19 protein-coding genes are annotated in these 19,185 nt (G+C 57.6%); 14 read left to right on the top strand and 5 right to left on the bottom strand.

The window, feature by feature from the left end; translation table 11 throughout:
* Positions 1-74: 74 nt before the first annotated feature.
* Positions 75-845, bottom strand: coding sequence for an amidohydrolase (locus B8P98_RS22440; protein ID WP_095033661.1), 771 nt, complete (start codon positions 843-845; stop codon positions 75-77).
* Positions 846-1,023: 178 nt separating this feature from the next.
* Entirely contained in the window at positions 1,024-3,468 is a 2,445-nt protein-coding gene (gene fadE / locus B8P98_RS22435; RefSeq protein ID WP_087805555.1) for an acyl-CoA dehydrogenase FadE, read from the bottom strand.
* Between the two features lie 239 nt (positions 3,469-3,707).
* Between fadE and lpcA the strand changes: the two genes are divergently transcribed.
* Both lpcA and B8P98_RS22425 read left to right on the top strand, forming a co-directional pair.
* Positions 3,708-4,289 (top strand): D-sedoheptulose 7-phosphate isomerase, encoded by a 582-nt coding sequence (gene lpcA / locus B8P98_RS22430; RefSeq protein ID WP_004145825.1) that lies wholly within the window; start codon positions 3,708-3,710, stop codon positions 4,287-4,289.
* A 74-nt stretch (positions 4,290-4,363) separates the two neighbouring features.
* A complete protein-coding gene (locus tag B8P98_RS22425) occupies positions 4,364-5,131 on the top strand; it encodes a class II glutamine amidotransferase (RefSeq protein ID WP_004204630.1) in 768 nt (255 codons plus the stop codon).
* Here the strand turns inward: B8P98_RS22425 and dpaA are convergent.
* Positions 5,102-5,842, bottom strand: a complete 741-nt coding sequence (dpaA, locus tag B8P98_RS22420) for a peptidoglycan meso-diaminopimelic acid protein amidase (RefSeq protein ID WP_025714966.1) — start codon at positions 5,840-5,842, stop codon at positions 5,102-5,104. The genes B8P98_RS22425 and dpaA overlap by 30 nt on opposite strands.
* A 411-nt stretch (positions 5,843-6,253) precedes the next feature.
* On the opposite strand from dpaA, the gene B8P98_RS22410 reads away from it, so the two are divergent.
* The 7 genes from B8P98_RS22410 to nqrM are packed head-to-tail and all read left to right on the top strand — an operon-like array spanning position 6,254 to position 12,314.
* The gene (locus tag B8P98_RS22410; RefSeq protein ID WP_087805551.1) at positions 6,254-7,597 is read left to right on the top strand and encodes a Na(+)-translocating NADH-quinone reductase subunit A; all 1,344 of its coding nucleotides are present in this window, start codon (positions 6,254-6,256) and stop codon (positions 7,595-7,597) included.
* Positions 7,598-7,600: 3 nt separating this feature from the next.
* Entirely contained in the window at positions 7,601-8,839 is a 1,239-nt protein-coding gene (locus B8P98_RS22405) for an NADH:ubiquinone reductase (Na(+)-transporting) subunit B (RefSeq protein WP_025714964.1), read from the top strand.
* Positions 8,832-9,626 carry a Na(+)-translocating NADH-quinone reductase subunit C gene (locus B8P98_RS22400; RefSeq protein WP_025714963.1) on the top strand — a complete coding sequence of 265 codons (795 nt, stop codon included), beginning with the start codon at positions 8,832-8,834 and terminating at the stop codon, positions 9,624-9,626. The genes B8P98_RS22405 and B8P98_RS22400 overlap by 8 nt, the downstream gene beginning before the upstream one ends.
* Positions 9,619-10,257, top strand: a complete 639-nt coding sequence (locus tag B8P98_RS22395; RefSeq protein WP_002889716.1) for an NADH:ubiquinone reductase (Na(+)-transporting) subunit D — start codon at positions 9,619-9,621, stop codon at positions 10,255-10,257. Before B8P98_RS22400 ends, B8P98_RS22395 begins: the two co-directional genes overlap by 8 nt.
* A 6-nt stretch (positions 10,258-10,263) precedes the next feature.
* Positions 10,264-10,860: an NADH:ubiquinone reductase (Na(+)-transporting) subunit E gene (gene nqrE / locus B8P98_RS22390; protein WP_004177335.1), complete on the top strand. Its 597-nt coding sequence runs from the start codon at positions 10,264-10,266 to the stop codon at positions 10,858-10,860.
* Between the two features lie 12 nt (positions 10,861-10,872).
* On the top strand, positions 10,873-12,096 hold the full coding sequence (gene nqrF, locus B8P98_RS22385) for an NADH:ubiquinone reductase (Na(+)-transporting) subunit F (RefSeq protein ID WP_025714962.1): 1,224 nt from the start codon (positions 10,873-10,875) through the stop codon (positions 12,094-12,096).
* A 2-nt stretch (positions 12,097-12,098) separates the two neighbouring features.
* Positions 12,099-12,314, top strand: a complete 216-nt coding sequence (nqrM, locus tag B8P98_RS22380) for a (Na+)-NQR maturation NqrM (RefSeq protein WP_004204638.1) — start codon at positions 12,099-12,101, stop codon at positions 12,312-12,314.
* Between the two features lie 221 nt (positions 12,315-12,535).
* On the opposite strand, the gene B8P98_RS22375 is transcribed toward nqrM, so the two are convergent.
* Positions 12,536-13,402, bottom strand: a complete 867-nt coding sequence (locus B8P98_RS22375) for a glycerophosphodiester phosphodiesterase family protein (RefSeq protein WP_025714961.1) — start codon at positions 13,400-13,402, stop codon at positions 12,536-12,538.
* A 159-nt stretch (positions 13,403-13,561) separates the two neighbouring features.
* On the opposite strand from B8P98_RS22375, the gene dinB reads away from it, so the two are divergent.
* On the top strand, positions 13,562-14,617 hold the full coding sequence (dinB, locus tag B8P98_RS22370) for a DNA polymerase IV (protein WP_025714960.1): 1,056 nt from the start codon (positions 13,562-13,564) through the stop codon (positions 14,615-14,617).
* A gap of 2 nt (positions 14,618-14,619) precedes the next feature.
* Positions 14,620-15,072 (top strand): GNAT family N-acetyltransferase, encoded by a 453-nt coding sequence (locus B8P98_RS22365; protein WP_080897022.1) that lies wholly within the window; start codon positions 14,620-14,622, stop codon positions 15,070-15,072.
* A gap of 42 nt (positions 15,073-15,114) precedes the next feature.
* On the opposite strand, the gene pepD is transcribed toward B8P98_RS22365, so the two are convergent.
* Entirely contained in the window at positions 15,115-16,572 is a 1,458-nt protein-coding gene (pepD, locus tag B8P98_RS22360) for a cytosol nonspecific dipeptidase (protein ID WP_095033420.1), read from the bottom strand.
* Positions 16,573-16,829: 257 nt separating this feature from the next.
* On the opposite strand from pepD, the gene gpt reads away from it, so the two are divergent.
* The 3 genes from gpt to crl all read left to right on the top strand — a co-directional run bounded on the left by gpt (position 16,830) and on the right by crl (position 19,094).
* The gene (gpt, locus tag B8P98_RS22355) at positions 16,830-17,288 is read left to right on the top strand and encodes a xanthine phosphoribosyltransferase (RefSeq protein ID WP_002889733.1); all 459 of its coding nucleotides are present in this window, start codon (positions 16,830-16,832) and stop codon (positions 17,286-17,288) included.
* 105 nt (positions 17,289-17,393) lie between these two features.
* On the top strand, positions 17,394-18,638 hold the full coding sequence (gene frsA, locus B8P98_RS22350) for an esterase FrsA (RefSeq protein ID WP_025714957.1): 1,245 nt from the start codon (positions 17,394-17,396) through the stop codon (positions 18,636-18,638).
* 57 nt (positions 18,639-18,695) lie between these two features.
* Positions 18,696-19,094 (top strand): sigma factor-binding protein Crl, encoded by a 399-nt coding sequence (crl, locus tag B8P98_RS22345; protein ID WP_025714956.1) that lies wholly within the window; start codon positions 18,696-18,698, stop codon positions 19,092-19,094.
* Positions 19,095-19,185: the final 91 nt, after the last annotated feature.

Raw genomic sequence — 19,185 nt, 5'->3', positions numbered from 1 at the left:
ATATTCTGTGGTGTGCTGACAGTCAAAATTCCGCTTTCTTTAGCCGCTGAATGAGGAAGAAAGCGGAGGAAATATTAATCGAGGGTAAAAGGATCGGCATCGCGCCAGGCGGGAAATTTTTCCCGATATTCCTGGAGGGCAGTCAGCGACAGTTCGGCGTCAAGACGGGTGGCCTGATGCGGATCGGCGGTGGCGACAATCTCCCCCTGGGGGCTGATAATTCGGCTATCGCCGCGGTAATGATGACCATTGCCGTCGGTGCCGACCCGGTTACAGCCGGCGACGTAGGCCTGGTTCTCAATCGCGCGGGCGACCAGCAGCGACTGCCAGTGCAGGGAGCGCGGCGCCGGCCAGTTGGCGACGTACAGCGCCAAATCATAGTCGTTCAGATTACGCGACCATACCGGGAAGCGAAGGTCGTAACAGACCAGCGGCAGGATCCGCCATCCGCGCCATTCAAAGACCACGCGCTGGTTTCCGGCCTCATAGTGATGATGTTCATCGGCCATCCGGAACAGGTGCCGTTTATCGTAATGGTGCACCGTACCGTCGGGCTCGACCAGCAGGAAGCGGTTAATGGCGCCGTGTTCGGTTTGCAGCGCGGCGCTGCCGGCAATCAGCGCCTGGGTTTGCGCGGCCCGGGCATGCATCCACTCCACCACGTCGGCTTCGGGTAAAGACTGTTTTGCCGCTTCCATGGCAAAGCCGGTGGTGAACATCTCCGGTAAAACAATCACATCGCGCCCGATAATCCCTTCCAGTTGGCGATCAAAATGGCGCAGGTTGGCAGGGCCGTCCATCCAGACCAGCGGTTGTTGCAACAGCGTAATTTTCAGGCCAGGCACAATGGTCAACTCCATTCTCATGAGGGGGTTAGGTTAACTGTAACACCATATCAGCCTCGCGGCGGTCAGCGGAATATTTTGTTAAAAAAATGCTACTGACAGAAGCCACGAAGGAGGGGATGACGAAAAAAAGGCGGGGAAAATTCCCCGCCCGGCGTGTGATGTGGTGATTGTTTTATTATGCGGCTTCAACCTTGCGAACTTTTTCCGGCAGCTTTACCGGCTGCGTTGCCAGCTCCTCTGGTGCAAAGTCGTCGACGTTAATGCTGCGCAGGCGACTGTGCTCTGCACGGGTCAGAATAGCGGCTTCTTCCTGATTAATTAATCCTTTGGCCAGCGCGTTATGTGCCAGCTCATCCAGACGGGTGAACGGCAGATTTTTACCCAACTCTTTGCAGATCCGCTGGTGGATAGGATCGGCCGCCATCACTTCCAGCAGTGCTTCTTCCAGCAGACCAACCGGGTTATGCTCGCTCGGCGTCAGGTACTGACCGCGACCGATACGGGAGCGGGTGGCGCTGGGCACCTGCAGAATTTTGGCGACTTTATGGTCCAGCTTATCCGACGGCGCATGATGATGACGGCCGGTCGGGAAGACGACCAGACGCATGACGCCTGCCACCAGACGGTTCGGGAAATTGTCCAACAGATCGTCAATGGCTTGCTCCGCCTGGTGCAGTGCATCCTGCACTCCCCAGTGAACCAGCGGCAGATCGGCTTCATTGCGTCCTTCATCGTCATAGCGTTTCAGCACCGCCGAGGCCAGGTACAGCTGGCTTAACACATCGCCCAGACGCGCGGAGATACGTTCGCGACGCTTGAGGCTGCCGCCCAGTACCGCCATCGACACGTCTGACAGCAGCGCGAGGTTAGCGCTCAGGCGGTTCATTTGCTGGTAATAGCGACGGGTGGCGTCACGGGTCGGCGCGCTGCTGGTGCGTCCGCCGGTCAGGCCCAGCCAGAAACTCCGAACTTTATTACTGCCGACATGGCCGATGTGTTTGAACAGCAGCTTATCGTAGGCGTTCAGGTCGTTATTCTGCGCGGCGGCCATCTCTTCCAGCACGTACGGATGGCAGCGAATCGCCCCCTGACCGAAGATCATCATGCTGCGGGTCAGAATGTTTGCGCCTTCAACGGTGATGGCGATCGGTGCGCCCTGATAGGCCCGGGCGAGGAAGTTACCTTCGCCCAGCATGATGCCTTTCCCGCCGGTAATATCCATCGCGTCAATTATTGAGCGCTGGCCGCGGTGGGTACAGTGATATTTCACAATCGCGGACAACACTGCCGGTTTCTCGCCGAGCATAATGCCGTAGGTGATAAGAGACGCCGCGGCGTCCATCACGTAGGCGTTACCGGCGATGCGCGCCAGCGCCTCTTCAATCCCTTCCATTTTGCCGATGGAAATTTTGAACTGGCGGCGAATATGGGCGTAAGCGCCGGTCGCCATGGCGACGGATTTCAGGCCACCGGTGGCGTTGGAAGGCAGGGTAATGCCGCGGCCCACGGACAGACATTCAACCAGCATGCGCCAGCCCTGACCGGCCATGCTCGGGCCGCCGATGATGTAATCGATCGGCACGAAGATATCCTTGCCGCGGGTTGGGCCGTTCTGGAACGGGACGTTCAGCGGGAAGTGGCGGCGGCCAATTTCCACACCCGGCGTTGAGGTGGGGATCAGCGCGCAGGTGATGCCCAGCTCTTCTTCACCGCCCAGCAAACGGTCCGGGTCAGAGAGTTTGAAGGCCAGCCCCAGCACGGTGGCGATTGGCGCCAGGGTGATATAGCGTTTGTTCCAGGTCAGGCGCATCCCCAGCACCTGTTGACCCTGCCAGTCGCCCATGCACACCACGCCGGTATCCGGGATAGCGCCGGCGTCAGAGCCCGCTTCCGGACTGGTGAGGGCGAAGCAGGGGATTTCCAGACCGCGAGCCAGACGCGGCAGATAATGATTCTTTTGCTCTTCAGTACCGTAATGCTGCAGCAATTCGCCCGGGCCCAGCGAGTTCGGGACGCCGACGGTGATCGCCAGGATACCGGAGACGCCAGAGAGTTTCTGCAGTACCCGTGCCTGAGCGTAAGCCGAGAACTCAAGCCCGCCATACTCTTTCTTAATGATCATCGCGAAGAAGCGATGCTCTTTCAGATAGGCCCACAGCTCCGGCGGCAGGTCGGCCATTTCGTGGGTGATGGCGAAGTCGTTAGCCATCCGGCAGGCTTCTTCCACCGGGCCGTCAATAAATGCCTGCTCTTCGGCGGTCAGGCGCGGCTGCGGATAGTTATGCAGCTTGTGCCAGTCCGGGTTGCCGCGGAACAGATCGCCTTCCCACCAGGTGGTGCCGGCGTCGATGGCTTCTTTTTCCGTACGCGACATCGGCGGCATCACCTTACGGAAAGCGCGAAATGCCGGTGCGGAAATCATGGATTTACGCATTGGCGCAAAGTTGAACGGCAACAGAATAATTGCCAGCGGCAGCAGCAGCCAGATATTCCACAGTCCGGCCGCGCCGAGCGCCGCGGTCCAGGCGAGCAAAATTACACTGCTGAGCAGCAGGCTGACCCGGTGATAGAAGAGCGCACCGAGTAAAACGATGGTTGCAACAATACTCAAAATCATCATAGAGAAATTCTCCCTGAGCTTGTAGGAGGTCTGACCACTTGTGATGTATTGGTTGTAGTGTATGCGTTTTTATTTAGCAATGTGTTTACAAAATAATTACAACCTTGCTCACATTGTTGTATGCAAAAGCGGCACATAAAATCAAAAGGACGGGGGATAACGCTGCCTGCTGCTTCTCGCTTCGGCGGCTATCCGGTACACTGCCAGGGTTATTCCACTCATACTGAAGGATTATCCTCATGTACCAGGATCTTATTCGTAACGAACTGAACGAAGCCGCGGAAACGCTGGCTAACTTTCTGCAGGACGAAGCCAATATCCATGCTATCCAGCGTGCCGCTGTCCTGCTGGCGGATAGCTTTAAGGCGGGTGGGAAAGTGCTGTCCTGCGGTAACGGCGGTTCCCATTGCGATGCGATGCATTTTGCGGAAGAGCTGACAGGACGTTATCGCGAAAACCGCCCGGGTTACCCGGCCATCGCGATCTCCGACGTCAGCCACCTCTCCTGCGTGAGCAATGATTTTGGCTATGAGTATGTGTTCTCCCGCTACGTTGAATCCGTCGGCCGTGCAGGCGATGTGCTGCTGGGGATCTCCACCTCCGGCAACTCCGGCAACGTGATCAAAGCGATTGAAGCCGCTCGCGCGCAGGGGATGAAAGTGATCACCCTGACTGGCAAAGACGGCGGCAAAATGGCGGGGTCCGCCGATGTTGAAATTCGCGTGCCGCACTTTGGTTACGCCGACCGCATCCAGGAGATCCACATCAAAGTGATCCATATCCTGATTATGCTGATCGAAAAAGAGATGGCGAAAGGCTAACAGGCAGGCGAGTGTGTACTGTTGACGGCGGCCTCGCTCCGGCGCCGTCATGATTTGTGATGGTGAGGTGACCTATGTGCGAACTGCTCGGGATGAGCGCCAATGTGCCAACAGATATCTGTTTTAGCTTTACCGGGCTGGTGCAGCGCGGCGGCGGGACGGGGCCGCATAAAGACGGCTGGGGCATCACCTTCTATGAAGGTAAAGGCTGTCGCACATTCAAAGATCCGCAGCCGAGCTTTCAGTCGCCGATCGCGAAACTGGTCCAGGATTACCCGATTAAGTCCTGTTCCGTCGTCGCCCATATCCGTCAGGCCAATCGCGGGATGGTGGCCCTGGAGAACACCCATCCGTTTACCCGTGAACTGTGGGGGCGCAACTGGACCTACGCGCACAATGGGCAGCTTAAAGGCTATAAATCGCTGAAAACCGGCAATTTCCATCCGGTGGGCGAGACCGACAGTGAAAAAGCGTTTTGTTGGTTGCTGCACCGCTTAACCGAGCGCTACCCGCGCACGCCGGGCAATATGCTGGGCGTTTTCAAGTATATCGCCACCCTGGCGGGTGAGCTGCGTGAGAAAGGGGTGTTCAACATGCTGCTGTCGGACGGACGCTACGTGATGGCGTTCTGCTCGACCAATCTGCACTGGATCACCCGGCGGGCGCCGTTCGGGGTGGCAAAACTGCTGGACCAGGATGTGGAGATCGACTTTCAACGCGAGACCACACCCAACGATGTGGTCACGGTTATCGCCACGCAGCCGCTGACGGCCAATGAAACCTGGCACAAGATCATGCCAGGCGAGTGGGCGTTATTTTGTCTCGGGGAGCGTATAGTTTGAGGCCAGCTGCGGCTGGACAACTTCGTGACTGAGCGGCTTGCTCACCACATAGCGGCCGTCGGTCACTGACACGATCGGCGGCTTGTGGGTCTGCTGGAAATAGTCATAGCCAGGCTTAAGCTGTTTCCAGAAATCCGCATAGTAGGAGTATTTGTGGCGTTCCATGTTAGCGTTGGTCATGCGGAACGGATAGATACTCACCTGCACGCTTGGCTGGCCGAAGACTAAAGCGCCGGTCACGAACTGGAAGATCTCATCGATCCCGCTGTCGGTCATGGCGTAGCAGCCGATAGAGACGCAGTCGCCGTGGATCATCAAATATTTCCCTTCATAACCATGGGCGCGATCGTAGGCGTTCGGGAAGCCGATGTTAATCGCTTTATAGAAGCGGCTGTCAGGTTTGAGCTGGCTGCGGGTGACGTTATAGAACCCTTCCGGACTCTTGAAATCGCCCTGGCGCTGTTTCGGACCGAGGCCACCGGAGTAGTTACAGATCCGATAGCTATCGAGAAGCTGGTAGGTCTCACCCATTTTGACGTAAAGGTCGAGCATGCGCTCTTCTTTAAAGATCTCAATGTAAACCGGTGAACCCATTAATTGCTGCTTGTATTCTTTGCTAACCGGCGTCGTCGGGCTGTTGCTGCTGAGCAGCCCGGCAAATGACACGCACGGCAGCAGAAGCATCGCAATAAATAATGCGATTTTGCGCATACTGCTTGTTCCTTGATAAAACAAAATAGCCACATTGCCAGGACGGCAAGAGAGACCCGAAATCAGAGTTTTCTGGATTTAGAGCGCTCACATTAGCATCACGGCATTTTTTCGCAAGGGCGACGTGGCGGCGTTTACAATTTAGCCTCACTTTATAACCTGCCTGCGACAAAAACACAGTGAGAACTTTGCGCAATAGCTCGCATTTTAGAAGCACTTATTGCCCCTCGCGCTACAGCCGTCGCTCACGAAATGTTACACTTGCGCCGGTTCATCACCAGAGTAAGAAAGGATGCTTCTCTTCCGCTCTGAGCGCTACGGGCGCTGTTTCGCCCTTTCTTCTCTGCCATTCTGTCAATAAGCTGGCCCCGGCATGCATCGGGGTTGAGGTTACGGATACCTGCTAACAATATGATTAAAATCACGAAAGGGCTGGATTTGCCCATAGCTGGCATGCCATTACAGCAGATTTCTCCCGCGCCAGCGGTGAAGCGCGTCGCGCTACTCGGTGAAGAGTACGTCGGTATGCGTCCCGCGATGGCGGTCAAAGAAGGCGATCGGGTCAAAAAAGGTCAGATCCTGTTTGAAGATAAAAAGATCCCCGGCGTCTGCTTTACTGCCCCGGCGAGCGGGGTCGTCAGCGCGATTCATCGCGGTGAACGGCGCGTGTTGCAGTCGGTGGTGATAGATATCGAGGGCAATGACGCGGTGACGTTTACCCGCTACGCCGCGGACGCGCTGGCCGACCTGCCGCGCGACACCGTACAGCAGCAACTGCTGGCGTCGGGCCTGTGGACCGCACTGCGTACCCGGCCGTTCAGTAAAACGCCGCGCCCGGGCAGCGTGCCCGCCGCTATTTTTGTCAACGCCATGGATACCAACCCGCTGGCAGCAGAGCCGCAGCCGATTATTCTGGCCGAACGCGCCGCTTTTGACGCCGGACTTACCGTGCTGACGCGTCTGACCGACGGGAAAGTGCACGTCTGCCAGCCCAGCGGCGGCAAGCTGGGTGGCCATCCTGCCGGCCAGGTCTGTTTTAATCAGTTCTCCGGGCCGCACCCGGCGGGGCTGCCGGGAACGCATATTCACTTCCTGGAGCCAGTGAGCCTGAATAAGCAGGTCTGGCACCTCAATTATCAGGATGCGATCGCTATCGGTCAGCTTTTCCTTGAAGGCGAGCTGAACTGCGAACGGGTGATTGCGCTCGGCGGCCCGCAGGTAAAGTCGCCGCGGCTGGTCAAAACGACGCTGGGCGCCAGCCTGGACGATCTGTTGGCGGGCGAGCTGGAAGCGGGTGAAAACCGCGTTATTTCCGGCTCGGTACTTAGCGGCACCCGCGCCCACGGCCCGCACGCTTTCCTCGGGCGTTTCCATCTGCAGGTGAGCGTGGTTCGGGAAGGTCGGGAAAAAGAGCTGTTTGGCTGGGTGATGCCGGGCAAAGAGAAGTTCTCGATTACCCGCACCACCCTTGGTCATTTCTTTAAGCGCAAGCGCTTTAATTTTTCCACTGATACTCACGGCGGCGAGCGGGCGATGGTGCCTATCGGCAACTACGAGCGGGTCATGCCGCTGGATATTCTGCCGACCATATTGCTGCGCGATCTGCTGGCCGGGGACACCGATAGCGCCCAGGCGCTGGGCTGTCTGGAGCTGGATGAAGAAGATCTGGCGCTCTGCACCTACGTTTGTCCGGGCAAATATGAATACGGCCCGGCGCTGCGCAGCGTGTTAACCCAGATTGAGCAGGAAGGATAAGAGATGGGCTTAAAGCACCTGATTGAGAAACTTGAGCCGCATTTCACGCATGGCGGCAAGCTGGAAAAATATTACCCGCTGTATGAAGCGGCGGCGACCATCTTCTACACGCCAGGGCAGGTCACCCGCGGCGCGGCGCACGTGCGCGACGCCATCGACCTCAAGCGGATGATGATCCTTGTCTGGTTTGCGGTGTTCCCGGCGATGTTCTGGGGCATGTACAACGTCGGCTTGCAGACCATTCCGGCGCTGCACAAACTGTACGGCGCCGAACAGCTGCAGCAGGTCATTGCCAACAACTGGCACTATAGCGTCGCCCAGTGGTTAGGGGTCAGCTTCAACGCCGACGCCGGCTGGCTTAGCATGATGACCCTGGGCGCGGTCTTCTTTCTGCCTATCTACCTCACCGTCTTTATCGTCGGTGGATTCTGGGAAGTGCTGTTCGCTATCGTGCGCAAACATGAGATCAACGAAGGCTTTTTCGTTACCTCGATTCTGTTTGCGCTGATTGTGCCGCCCACGCTGCCGCTATGGCAGGCGGCGCTGGGGATCTCATTCGGCGTGGTGATTGCCAAAGAGATTTTCGGCGGCACCGGGCGCAACTTCCTCAACCCGGCGCTGGCGGGGCGCGCGTTCCTGTTCTTTGCCTATCCGGCGCAGATTTCCGGCGACCTGGTATGGACGGCGGCAGACGGTTTCTCCGGCGCCACGCCGCTCTCCCAGTGGGCCAGCGGCGGCGGTGAAGCGCTGGTGAATGTGGCGACCGGCATCCCGGTGAGCTGGATGGACGCCTTCCTCGGCAACATTCCCGGCTCAATAGGCGAAGTCTCGACGCTGATGATCCTGATTGGCGGGGCGATCATTCTTTTTGGCCGCGTCGCGTCCTGGCGCATTGTCGCCGGGGTGATGATCGGCATGATCGCCACTGCCACCCTGTTTAACGTTATCGGCTCCGACACCAACCCGATGTTCGCTATGCCGTGGTACTGGCACCTGGTGCTCGGTGGTTTTGCCTTCGGCATGATGTTTATGGCGACGGACCCGGTATCCGCCTCGTTTACCGATAAAGGAAAATGGAGTTACGGCGTGCTGATCGGCGTGATGTGTGTACTGATCCGCGTGGTGAACCCGGCTTATCCGGAAGGGATGATGCTGGCCATCCTCTTCGCCAACCTCTTCGCACCGCTGTTCGATTACCTGGTGGTGCAGGCCAATATTAAGCGGAGGAAGTCGCGTGGCTGAGAAGAAAAGTAACGATAGCATCGGCAAAACGCTGCTGGTGGTGCTGGTGCTTTGTCTGGTCTGCTCCATCGTGGTAGCGGGCTCGGCCGTGGGGCTGAAATCCCGCCAGCAGGCGCAGCGGGCGCTGGATAAGCAGCGCAATATTCTGGCCGTCGCCGGCCTGATGCAGCCCGGGATGGATGCCGATGCGGTAGCCGATACCTTCGCGGCGCGCATTACCCCGCGGCTGGTGAATCTGGCGACCGGCGAGCTGCTGGATAAAGACCCGGGTAAATTTAATCAGGCCCAGGCGCTGAAAGATCCGCAGCAGAGCATCGCGCTCGACGCCAGTCAGGATCCGGCCGGCATTAAGCGGCGTAGCAACCTGGCGGAAATTTATCTGGTGCGCGACGCGCAGCAGAAGATTGAGCAGATGGTACTGCCGATCTACGGCAATGGCCTGTGGTCGATGATGTACGCCTTTGTGGCGCTGGACGTCGATGGCCGCACGGTGAAAGGCATCACTTATTACGATCAGGGGGAAACCCCGGGGCTGGGCGGCGAAGTTGAGAACCCGAACTGGCGCCAGCAGTTTATTGGCAAGCAGGTGCTGGATGACAGCGGCATGCCGGCACTCCGGGTGGTGAAAGGCGGCGCGCGCGCCGGCGATCTCCACGCGGTTGACGGTTTATCCGGCGCCACGCTGACGTCAAACGGCGTGCAGCATAGCTTTGATTTCTGGATGGGCGAACTGGGCTTTGGTCCGTTCCTGAAAAAAGTGCGTGAGGGAGGGCTGAATAATGGCTGAACAGAGCGATATGAAAGAGGTGAAGCGCGTGCTGGTGGGGCCGCTTATCGCCAATAACCCCATCGCCCTGCAGGTGCTCGGCGTCTGCTCCGCGCTGGCGGTAACCACCAAACTGGAAACCGCCTTCGTGATGACCATTGCGGTGACGCTGGTGACGGCGTTCTCCAGCATGTTTATCTCGATGATCCGCCACCATATTCCCAATAGCGTGCGCATCATCGTGCAGATGGCGATCATCGCCTCGCTGGTTATCGTGGTGGATCAACTGCTGCGGGCTTTCGCCTATGAGACCTCCAAGCAGTTGTCGGTATTCGTCGGGCTTATCATCACCAACTGCATCGTGATGGGGCGCGCCGAAGCCTACGCCATGAAGTCGCCGCCGCTGGCGAGCTTTATGGACGGTATTGGCAACGGTCTCGGCTATGGCGCGATCCTGATTATCGTCGGTTTCCTGCGCGAGCTTATCGGTAGCGGCAAGCTGTTCGGTATCACGGTGCTGGAAACGGTACAGAACGGCGGCTGGTATCAGCCGAACGGCCTGTTCCTGCTGGCGCCGAGCGCGTTCTTCATTATCGGTTTGCTGATCTGGGCCCTGCGTAGCTGGAAGCCTGAGCAGCAGGAAAAGGAGTAATCGGTGATGGCTCATTATATCAGCCTGTTTGTCCGCGCGGTGTTCGTTGAGAACATGGCGCTGGCCTTCTTCCTTGGGATGTGCACCTTTCTTGCGGTGTCGAAAAAGGTCTCCACCGCCTTCGGCCTCGGCGTCGCGGTGACGGTAGTGCTGGGGCTTGCCGTGCCAATCAATAACCTGGTCTATAACCTGGTGCTGCGCGACGGCGCGCTGGTTGAGGGGGTGGATCTCAGCTTTCTTAACTTCATCACCTTTATCGGAGTGATCGCCGCGCTGGTGCAAATACTTGAGATGATCCTCGATAAATACTTCCCGGCGCTGTACAACGCGCTGGGGATCTTCCTGCCGCTGATTGCGGTCAACTGTGCGATTTTCGGCGGCGTGTCGTTCATGGTGCAGCGCGATTACAACTTCCCGGAATCCATTGTTTACGGCTTTGGTTCCGGCATCGGCTGGATGCTGGCGATCGTCGCGATGGCGGGGATCCGCGAAAAAATGAAGTACGCCAACGTGCCCGCCGGTCTGCGCGGGTTAGGGATCACCTTTATCACCACCGGACTGATGGCGCTGGGCTTTATGTCCTTCTCCGGCGTGCAGCTATAAGGGCGAATAAGTATGGAAATTATTCTTGGCGTCGTGATGTTCACGCTGATTGTGCTGGTGCTGTCAGGGCTTATCCTGGCAGCGCGCTCAAAGCTGGTGAACGCGGGCGACGTGGTTATTGAGATCAATAACGAAGCGGATAAGCAGATCCGCACCCCGGCGGGCGACAAACTGCTGAACACGCTGTCCAGCAACGGGATTTTTGTCTCCTCCGCCTGCGGCGGCGGCGGCTCCTGCGGCCAGTGTCGGGTGACGGTTAAAGAGGGCGGCGGCGATATCCTGCCGACCGAGCTTTCGCATATTACCAAGCGGGATGCCAAAGCCGGTTGCCGTCTGGCCTGCCAGGTGGCGGTGAAGCAGAACATGAAGATCGAGCTGCCGGAAGAGATTTTTGGCGTCAAAAAATGGGAGTGCGAAGTTATCTCTAACGATAACAAAGCCACTTTCATTAAAGAGCTCAAGCTGCGGATCCCGGAAGGGGAGGTGGTGCCGTTCCGCGCCGGGGGCTTTATTCAGATTGAATGCCCGCCGCATAAAGTGGCCTATGCCGACTTTGATATTCCCGATGAATATCGCTCAGACTGGGACAAATTCAATCTGTTCCGCTATGTCTCTGAGGTGAAAGAGCCGACCCTGCGCGCCTACTCGATGGCTAACTATCCGGAAGAGAAGGGCATCATTATGCTCAACGTGCGCATCGCCACGCCGCCGCCGAAAGTACCGGATGCGCCGCCGGGGATCATGTCGTCCTATATCTGGTCGCTGAAGCCTGGCGATAAGGTGACGATTTCCGGGCCGTTCGGCGAGTTCTTTGCTAAAGAGACCGACGCTGAGATGGTGTTTATCGGCGGCGGCGCCGGCATGGCGCCGATGCGCTCGCATATCTTTGATCAGCTTAAGCGGCTGCACAGCACGCGCAAAATCAGCTTCTGGTACGGCGCCCGTTCGCTGCGCGAGATGTTCTACGATGAGGAGTTTGAACAGCTGGCGCGCGACAATCCAAACTTTACTTTCCACGTGGCGCTCTCCGATCCGCTGCCGGAAGATAACTGGACCGGGCATACGGGCTTTATCCATAATGTTCTGTATGAAAACTATCTGCGCGATCACCCGGCCCCGGAAGATTGCGAGTTCTATATGTGCGGGCCGCCGGTGATGAACGCCGCGGTGATTAAAATGCTCAAAGACCTGGGCGTCGAAGATGAGAACATCATGCTCGACGACTTTGGAGGCTGATGATGCTGACGGTATTTGTCGCAACCTTTGTGATTTTTGCGCTGGTGATCCTCGGGATGTCGCTGGGCTACCTGGTGAAGCGTAAGAGCATTCAGGGCAGCTGCGGCGGGATCTCGTCGCTGGGGCTGGAGAAAGTCTGCGACTGTCCGGAACCGTGTGACGCGCGTAAGAAACGTCTCGCTCGCGAGGCGCAGCGTCAGCAGCGGCGTATTTTGTAATGCCCGGCGGCGCTGCGCATGCCGGACCTGCGGCTTCGGTTTTGTAGGCCGGGTCAGGCGCAGCCGCCACCCGGCATAAAGCGGCTCCGTGCCCGGTGGCGCTGCGCTTGCCGGGTCTGCTGCTTCGGTTTTGTAGGCCGGGTAAGGCGCCAGCCGCCACCCGGCAACAACATGCCAGCAATGTGAGGCCGCTTTCGTGGCCTTTTTAGCCGTTGACTCCCTTACTGCCAGCTTTTCGCCTGTGCCGGAGAATCCACCATCACCCCGTCGGCGCCCAGCTCCTTCGCCGTGCGGTAGTCTTCCGCACTGTTGATACCGAAGAAAATAATGTGCGCTTTGCCCTGCGAACGGAAACAATCCATCGCCTCTTTATCCCAGGTAAGCGTCGCCGGGGAGCTCCCTTCCCCAAGGGTAAACTTCTCCACCACCTCCACCTTGCGCTTCAGCTCCAGTCCATACCACTGCTCACCATCGCGTTGACTCCCTGGCTGGCACTGATGGCTGAGCGAAATATTGGCAAGCCTGGTGCGGGTTTCACTGCGAGTGACAAAGCGAGGGATGGCTGGCGGCAGGGCGGCGATATAGCGGTCTTCGGTAGAATAAACCCGCACGCGATCGAGGCTGTTGGTGGCTTTTAACACTTCGAGCAGGCGTTCACCCATTATCGCCGGATCGGCATCCGGAGATTTGATATCGATATAGAAAAAAGTGTGCGGCCATTGCTGTAAAACGCTTTGCAAGGTCGGAATAGTGGCCTGCTTACCGCGCCACGGGTGGCTGTCATCCCCCCATTTCCAGCCAGCATCGACGTTCGCCAGCTCGGCGGCGCTTAAGCTTGAGACCTTACCCTCGGCATTGGTCAGGGCGGAAAGATCGCTTGACCGATAGAGCACCGGCACGCCGTCGCGGCTTAGCTGTACCGTCACCCAGATGGCCTCGGCGTGATTTTCCAGCGCCAGCTTAATGGCCGGCAGGGTATTTTCTGGCGCATCGCCGGTGCCGCCGCGGTGGGCTATCAGCTGTGGTGCGGCCCAGGCGCTGGCGGTGGCGGTGGCCAGCAGGCAAAGCGCGGTAAGTATTTTCTTCATGATTACATCTTCCTGATTTATCTTTTAACTCAATGAAAATAAACATTATTTATTGCAGTTTTATGTTTTAACCGCTTTTTTAGCCGATGAAATAAAAAAAGCATAAAATTCGTACCTGATTTTGCTATGCTGTATGGGTATACAGTGTTGAGTCTGACGATGCGTAAAATTATCCATGTCGATATGGACTGTTTCTTTGCGGCGGTGGAGATGCGCGACAATCCGGCGTTGCGCGATATTCCGCTCGCGATAGGCGGCAGTCGGGTACAGCGTGGCGTGATTAGTACCGCGAACTATCCTGCGCGTAAGTTTGGCGTGCGCAGCGCCATGCCGACGGCGACAGCGCTCAAGCTGTGCCCTCATCTCACGCTACTTCCCGGCCGCTTCGATGCCTACAAAGAAGCCTCGAACCATATCCGCGAAATTTTCTCCCGCTATACTTCGCGCATTGAGCCGCTGTCGCTGGATGAAGCCTACCTTGACGTCAGCGACAGCGTGCATTGTCACGGGTCGGCCACCCTGATAGCTCAGGAGATCCGCGAAACCATCGAACGGGAGCTGCATCTCACCGCCTCGGCGGGCGTGGCGCCGGTAAAGTTTCTCGCCAAAATCGCCTCCGACATGAATAAACCGAACGGCCAGTTCGTTATCGCTCCCCATCAGGTAGCCGAGTTTGTGCGGGCGCTGCCGCTGGCGAAAATACCCGGCGTCGGGAAGGTATCGGCGGCGAAGCTGGAAAATATGGGTCTGCGTACCTGTGGCGATGTGCAGAACAGCGATCTGGCTATGCTGCTCAAGCGCTTCGGTAAATTCGGACGTATTCTGTGGGAGCGCAGCCACGGGATTGATGAGCGGGAAATCCATAACGATCGGCAACGAAAATCGGTGGGCGTGGAGCGCACCTTAGCGGAAGATATTCATGAATGGTCAGAGTGCGAAGCGATTATCGAACATCTTTATCCCGAGCTGGAGCGGCGGCTGGCGAAGGTCAAACCGGACCTGCTGATCGCCCGTCAGGGGATTAAATTGAAATTCAATGACTTCCAGCTGACCACTCAGGAGCACGTCTGGCCGCGGCTGAACAAAGAAGATCTGATTGCCACCGCGCAGAAAGCCTGGGATGAGCGCCGCGGCGGACGGGGCGTGCGCCTGGTTGGGCTCCACGTGACGCTGCTCGATCCGCAGCTGGAAAGGCAGCTTTTATTAGGGATTTAACCATGGATATTCGTGCTTACCGCGACAGTGATTTGTCCCTGCTCTGCCAGATTTTCCTGCGCGCAGTGCGGGAAACGGCCAGTCGGGACTATACTCCGGCGCAGATCGCGGCCTGGGCGCAGGTGGATGAGACGCGCTGGCGACAAAAGCTGGCTGACTCAATCGGGCGGGTGGCTGTGGTCAACAGCCAGCCGGTTGGCTTTATCACCGCCATCGGGACGCATATCGATTTACTCTTTGTCTCGCCGGATCATGCCCGCCAGGGTATCGGCGGCGCGCTTATCGAGGCGCTCTGCGCTCAGTATCCAGAGCAAATCCTGACGGTGGACGCGAGCATTACCGCAAAGCCCTGTTTTACGGCCCATGGTTTTGACGTGGTGGCGGAGCAGCGGGTGGCTGCCCGTGGGGAGTGGTTTATTAACTACCGAATGGAAAAACGCGTGGCACTACGGTGATGCGGGGGAAAACCGGCGGCAGACAGCCGCCGGTTGTGGTGCTTATTTAGCCGGAATGGCTTTCAGTAGCTCGGTCAGCAGTGTCCAGTACTGGCCGACGCTCTCGATATGTACCTGCTCATCCGGGGAGTGCGGGCCGGTAATGGTTGGCCCGATGGAGACCATGTCCATCTCCGGATACGGTTTTTTGAACAGACCGCATTCCAGACCGGCGTGGATAATCTGGATGTTCGGCGTCTTGTTGAACAGACGCTGATAGGTCTCGCGCACCAGGTGCATCACCGGCGAGTTGGCATCCGGCTGCCAGCCTGGGTAAGCGCCTTTGGCTTCGGTTTTCGCCCCGGCCAGTTTGCCCAGTGAATCCAGCATGCTGACGACATAGTCTTTACCGCTGTCGATCAGCGAGCGGATCAGACAGTGGATCTGTACGTTGTCATCGGTCATGGTGACGACGCCGACGTTCAGCGAGGTTTCCACTACGCCTTTCGCCACGTCAGAGTTGCGAATAACGCCGTTCGGCGTGGCGTTCAGCAGGCGGATGAAACCGTCGCGGGAAGCCTGAGTCAGCGCCGCTTTGTCGTTATCGACCGCTTCCAGGAGCACCACCAGGTTCTTCTCTTTGGCCTCCAGCTCGTTTTTCAGCAGCGTCTGGTAAGTATTGACCAGCGCTTTCAGCGCATCGGCTTTATCCGCGGCGACGGCGACGGTCGCGTATGCTTCGCGTGGGATGGCGTTGCGCAACGTACCGCCGTTGAAATCGACCAGACGCAAATCCAGCTCATCGGCGTGGCCGGCGAGGAAGCGCGACAGCAGCTTGTTGGCGTTACCCAGACCCAGGTGAATGTCACCGCCGGAGTGGCCGCCCTTCAGCCCTTTTAAGGTTACTTTAAAGCTCTGGAAGCCGGCCGGAATCGCTTCGCGGGTCAGCGCCAGGTTAGAGGTGAAATCGATTCCGCCGGCGCAACCCATGTAGATTTCGCCTTCTTCTTCGGAGTCGGTATTGATCAGGATATCGGCCTGCAGCCAGTTGGCCTGCAGACCAAACGCGCCGTCCATACCGGCCTCTTCGGTCATGGTCAGCAGCACTTCCAGCGGGCCGTGAGCGACGCTGTCGTCGGCCAGCACCGCCAGTGCGGATGCCATCCCGATGCCGTTGTCCGCGCCCAGCGTGGTGCCGCGCGCTTTCACCCATTCGCCGTCAATGTACGGCTGGATCGGATCTTTAACGAAGTCGTGGACGGTGTCGTTATTTTTCTGCGGCACCATATCGAGGTGTGCCTGCAGCGCTACCGGTTTGCGGTTTTCCATACCGGCAGTCGCGCCTTTACGAATCAGAATGTTGCCAACCTGGTCGCGTTCCGCGTGTAAGCCTTTTTCTTTTGCCCAACCCATGATGTGCTCGGCGAGCTGCTCTTCGTGATAGGACGGGTGCGGGATGGAGCAAATCTTGGCAAAAATATCCCAAAGCGGTTGCGGGGATAATTGAGACAGTTCAGACACGGTAAGTCTCCTTACAGACGCCTGCATACAGCGGTTGCAGGACGAGGGTTAGCATTAAAATACACAACAAGCCCGGGCTTGCGCGATGGGGTTGAGAATACCACTTTCCACCGCCGCAGGTAGTGTAAACAACGCAAAAAGCGTTGCGCAAACCGCTTAACACTGGTTTTTAGTGCGTCAGATCTCTATAATCTCGCGCAACCATTTTCCCCCTCGAACATTATTTAAGCCGTATTACACAGGCTGGGACACTTCACATGAGCGAAAAATACGTCGTCACCTGGGACATGTTGCAGATTCACGCCCGCAAACTGGCCAGCCGTCTGCTGCCGGTTGAGCAATGGAAAGGCATTATTGCCGTGAGCCGCGGTGGACTGGTACCGGGAGCCTTACTGGCGCGTGAACTGGGCATTCGTCATGTTGATACCGTATGCATTTCCAGCTACGACCATGATAACCAGCGCGAGCTGAAAGTGCTGAAACGCGCGGAAGGCGATGGCGAAGGCTTTATCGTCATCGACGATCTGGTAGATACCGGCGGTACCGCCGTGGCGATCCGCGAAATGTATCCAAAAGCGCACTTTGTCACCATTTTCGCCAAGCCGGCAGGCCGCCCGCTGGTGGACGATTACGTGGTGGATATTCCGCAGGATACCTGGATTGAGCAGCCGTGGGATATGGGCGTGGTATTTGTACCGCCTATCGCAGGTCGTTAATTCTACAGGACAGTGCTATTTACCACGCCCGGCTTGCCGGGCGTGGTTTTTTTTATCCTTTAGCAGGTTACAATAACAGGAGTGGCACTACGACGGAGACTGCACATGTCACAGGCTAACCTCAGCGAAACGCTGTTTAAACCTCGCTTCAAACATCCCGAAACTTCTACGCTGGTGCGTCGGTTTTCTGCCGGAAAACCCCAGGCGATGCAGTCGGCGCTGAGCGGCAATCATGTGGATCACTGGTACCGGTTGATCAACCGCCTGATGTGGATCTGGCGCGGTGTGACCCCGCAGGAGATCCTTGATGTGCAGGCGCGTATTGTGATGAGCGAGGCCGAACGAACCGATCCGGAGCTGTTCGATACCGTCATCGGCTATCGCGGCGGCAACTGGATCTTTGAGTGGGCGAAAGAGGCGATGCTGTGGCAACAAAAGGCCGGACAGGAAGCCGATCCTTTGCTGAGCGGCCGTCACTGGCTGCACGCCTCGAATCTGTATAGCATTGCCGCTTATCCGCATATTAAAGGCGATGAGCTGGCTGAACAGGCGCAGGCTTTGGCCAACCGGGCCTATGAAGAAGCGGCCCAGCGGCTGCCGGGCTCGCTGCGCGAGCTGGAGTTCACTATCCCTGGCGGTTCGCCGATAACCGGCTTTCTGCATATGCCGAAAGGCGAGGGGCCGTTTCCGACGGTGCTGATGTGCGGCGGGCTGGACTCGCTGCAGACTGATTATTACAACCTGTATGAGAATTACTTCTCACCGCTCGGCATTGCCATGCTGACCATTGATATGCCCTCCATCGGCTTCTCGTCAAAATGGACGCTCAATCAGGACACCAGCCTGCTGCATCAGCACGCGCTGCGTCATCTGGAAAATGTACCATGGATTGACCATACCCGGGTCGCCGCCTTCGGCTTCCGCTTTGGCGCGAATATCGCGGTGCGTCTGGGCTACCTGGAGCCGCAGCGGCTGAAGGCTGTAGCCTGCCTGGGCCCGGTGGTTCACGGCCTGCTGGTGGATCCCCTGCATCAGGGCCGCGTGCCGGAGATGTATCTCGACGTGCTGGCCTCGCGGCTGGGCATGCATGACGCGTCTGACGAAGCGCTGCGCGTGGAGCTCAACCGCTATTCTTTAAAAACCCAGGGACTGCTGGGGCGCCGTTGCCCAACGCCGATGCTTTCCGGCTTCTGGAAGGACGATCCGTTCAGCCCCGAAGAGGAGTCGCGGTTAATCACCTCGTCATCCGCCGATGGCAAACTGCTGGAGATCCCGTTTAACCCGGTGTATCGCAATTTTGATCACGCATTACGACAGATCGCCCGCTGGATTAATCATAGATTTGGTTAATTTATTGCTAAATTCTATTGGTTTGGTAAAACAGTTGCATCACTAAAGGAGATCGCAATGACGTTACCGAGTGGACACCTGAAAAGTAAGTTGATCAAGAAATTCACGGCGCTGGGGCCTTACATTCGCGAAGAGCAGTGCCATGACAACCGTTTCTTTTTCGATTGCCTGGCAGTTTGCGTCAACGTTAAGCCCGCACCGGAGAAGCGTGAGTTCTGGGGCTGGTGGATGGAAATGGAAGCACAAGAGTCACGTTTCACCTACAGCTACCAGTTTGGCCTGTTCAATAAAGAGGGCACATGGCAGGCGGTCGACATTGACGACCCGGAAGTGAGCGACAGACTGGAAAAAACGCTACGCGAGTTTCACGACCGCGCCGCGGCGCTGTTGACCACCTTTAATCTGAAGCTGGAACCGGCCGACGATTTCAGCGAACCGGTTCGCCTGCGGGCCTGATTGATCTACGGATACGATTTCTCCGCGCCCGTGCGGCGTGGAGAAGCGTAGCGAAGACTTTGCCGCCTCATCAGTACTCCCAACCCCGCCC

The organism is Klebsiella quasivariicola, assembly GCF_002269255.1.
Taxonomy (GTDB): domain Bacteria; phylum Pseudomonadota; class Gammaproteobacteria; order Enterobacterales; family Enterobacteriaceae; genus Klebsiella; species Klebsiella quasivariicola.
Note: the sequence above shows the minus strand (reverse complement) of the source record. Positions and strands in the feature narration are given on the sequence as shown.

Excerpts from the sequence above, each read along its gene's own strand:
- fadE (WP_087805555.1), bottom strand. The coding sequence starts at position 3,468 with ATGATGATTTTGAGTATTGTTGCAACCATCGTTTTACTCGGTGCGCTC.
- lpcA (WP_004145825.1), top strand. The coding sequence starts at position 3,708 with ATGTACCAGGATCTTATTCGTAACGAACTGAACGAAGCCGCGGAAACG.
- B8P98_RS22425 (WP_004204630.1), top strand. The coding sequence starts at position 4,364 with ATGTGCGAACTGCTCGGGATGAGCGCCAATGTGCCAACAGATATCTGT.
- dpaA (WP_025714966.1), bottom strand. The coding sequence starts at position 5,842 with ATGCGCAAAATCGCATTATTTATTGCGATGCTTCTGCTGCCGTGCGTG.
- B8P98_RS22410 (WP_087805551.1), top strand. The coding sequence starts at position 6,254 with ATGATTAAAATCACGAAAGGGCTGGATTTGCCCATAGCTGGCATGCCA.
- B8P98_RS22405 (WP_025714964.1), top strand. The coding sequence starts at position 7,601 with ATGGGCTTAAAGCACCTGATTGAGAAACTTGAGCCGCATTTCACGCAT.
- B8P98_RS22395 (WP_002889716.1), top strand. The coding sequence starts at position 9,619 with ATGGCTGAACAGAGCGATATGAAAGAGGTGAAGCGCGTGCTGGTGGGG.
- nqrE (WP_004177335.1), top strand. The coding sequence starts at position 10,264 with ATGGCTCATTATATCAGCCTGTTTGTCCGCGCGGTGTTCGTTGAGAAC.
- nqrF (WP_025714962.1), top strand. The coding sequence starts at position 10,873 with ATGGAAATTATTCTTGGCGTCGTGATGTTCACGCTGATTGTGCTGGTG.
- nqrM (WP_004204638.1), top strand. The coding sequence starts at position 12,099 with ATGCTGACGGTATTTGTCGCAACCTTTGTGATTTTTGCGCTGGTGATC.
- B8P98_RS22375 (WP_025714961.1), bottom strand. The coding sequence starts at position 13,402 with ATGAAGAAAATACTTACCGCGCTTTGCCTGCTGGCCACCGCCACCGCC.
- dinB (WP_025714960.1), top strand. The coding sequence starts at position 13,562 with ATGCGTAAAATTATCCATGTCGATATGGACTGTTTCTTTGCGGCGGTG.
- B8P98_RS22365 (WP_080897022.1), top strand. The coding sequence starts at position 14,620 with ATGGATATTCGTGCTTACCGCGACAGTGATTTGTCCCTGCTCTGCCAG.
- gpt (WP_002889733.1), top strand. The coding sequence starts at position 16,830 with ATGAGCGAAAAATACGTCGTCACCTGGGACATGTTGCAGATTCACGCC.
- frsA (WP_025714957.1), top strand. The coding sequence starts at position 17,394 with ATGTCACAGGCTAACCTCAGCGAAACGCTGTTTAAACCTCGCTTCAAA.
- crl (WP_025714956.1), top strand. The coding sequence starts at position 18,696 with ATGACGTTACCGAGTGGACACCTGAAAAGTAAGTTGATCAAGAAATTC.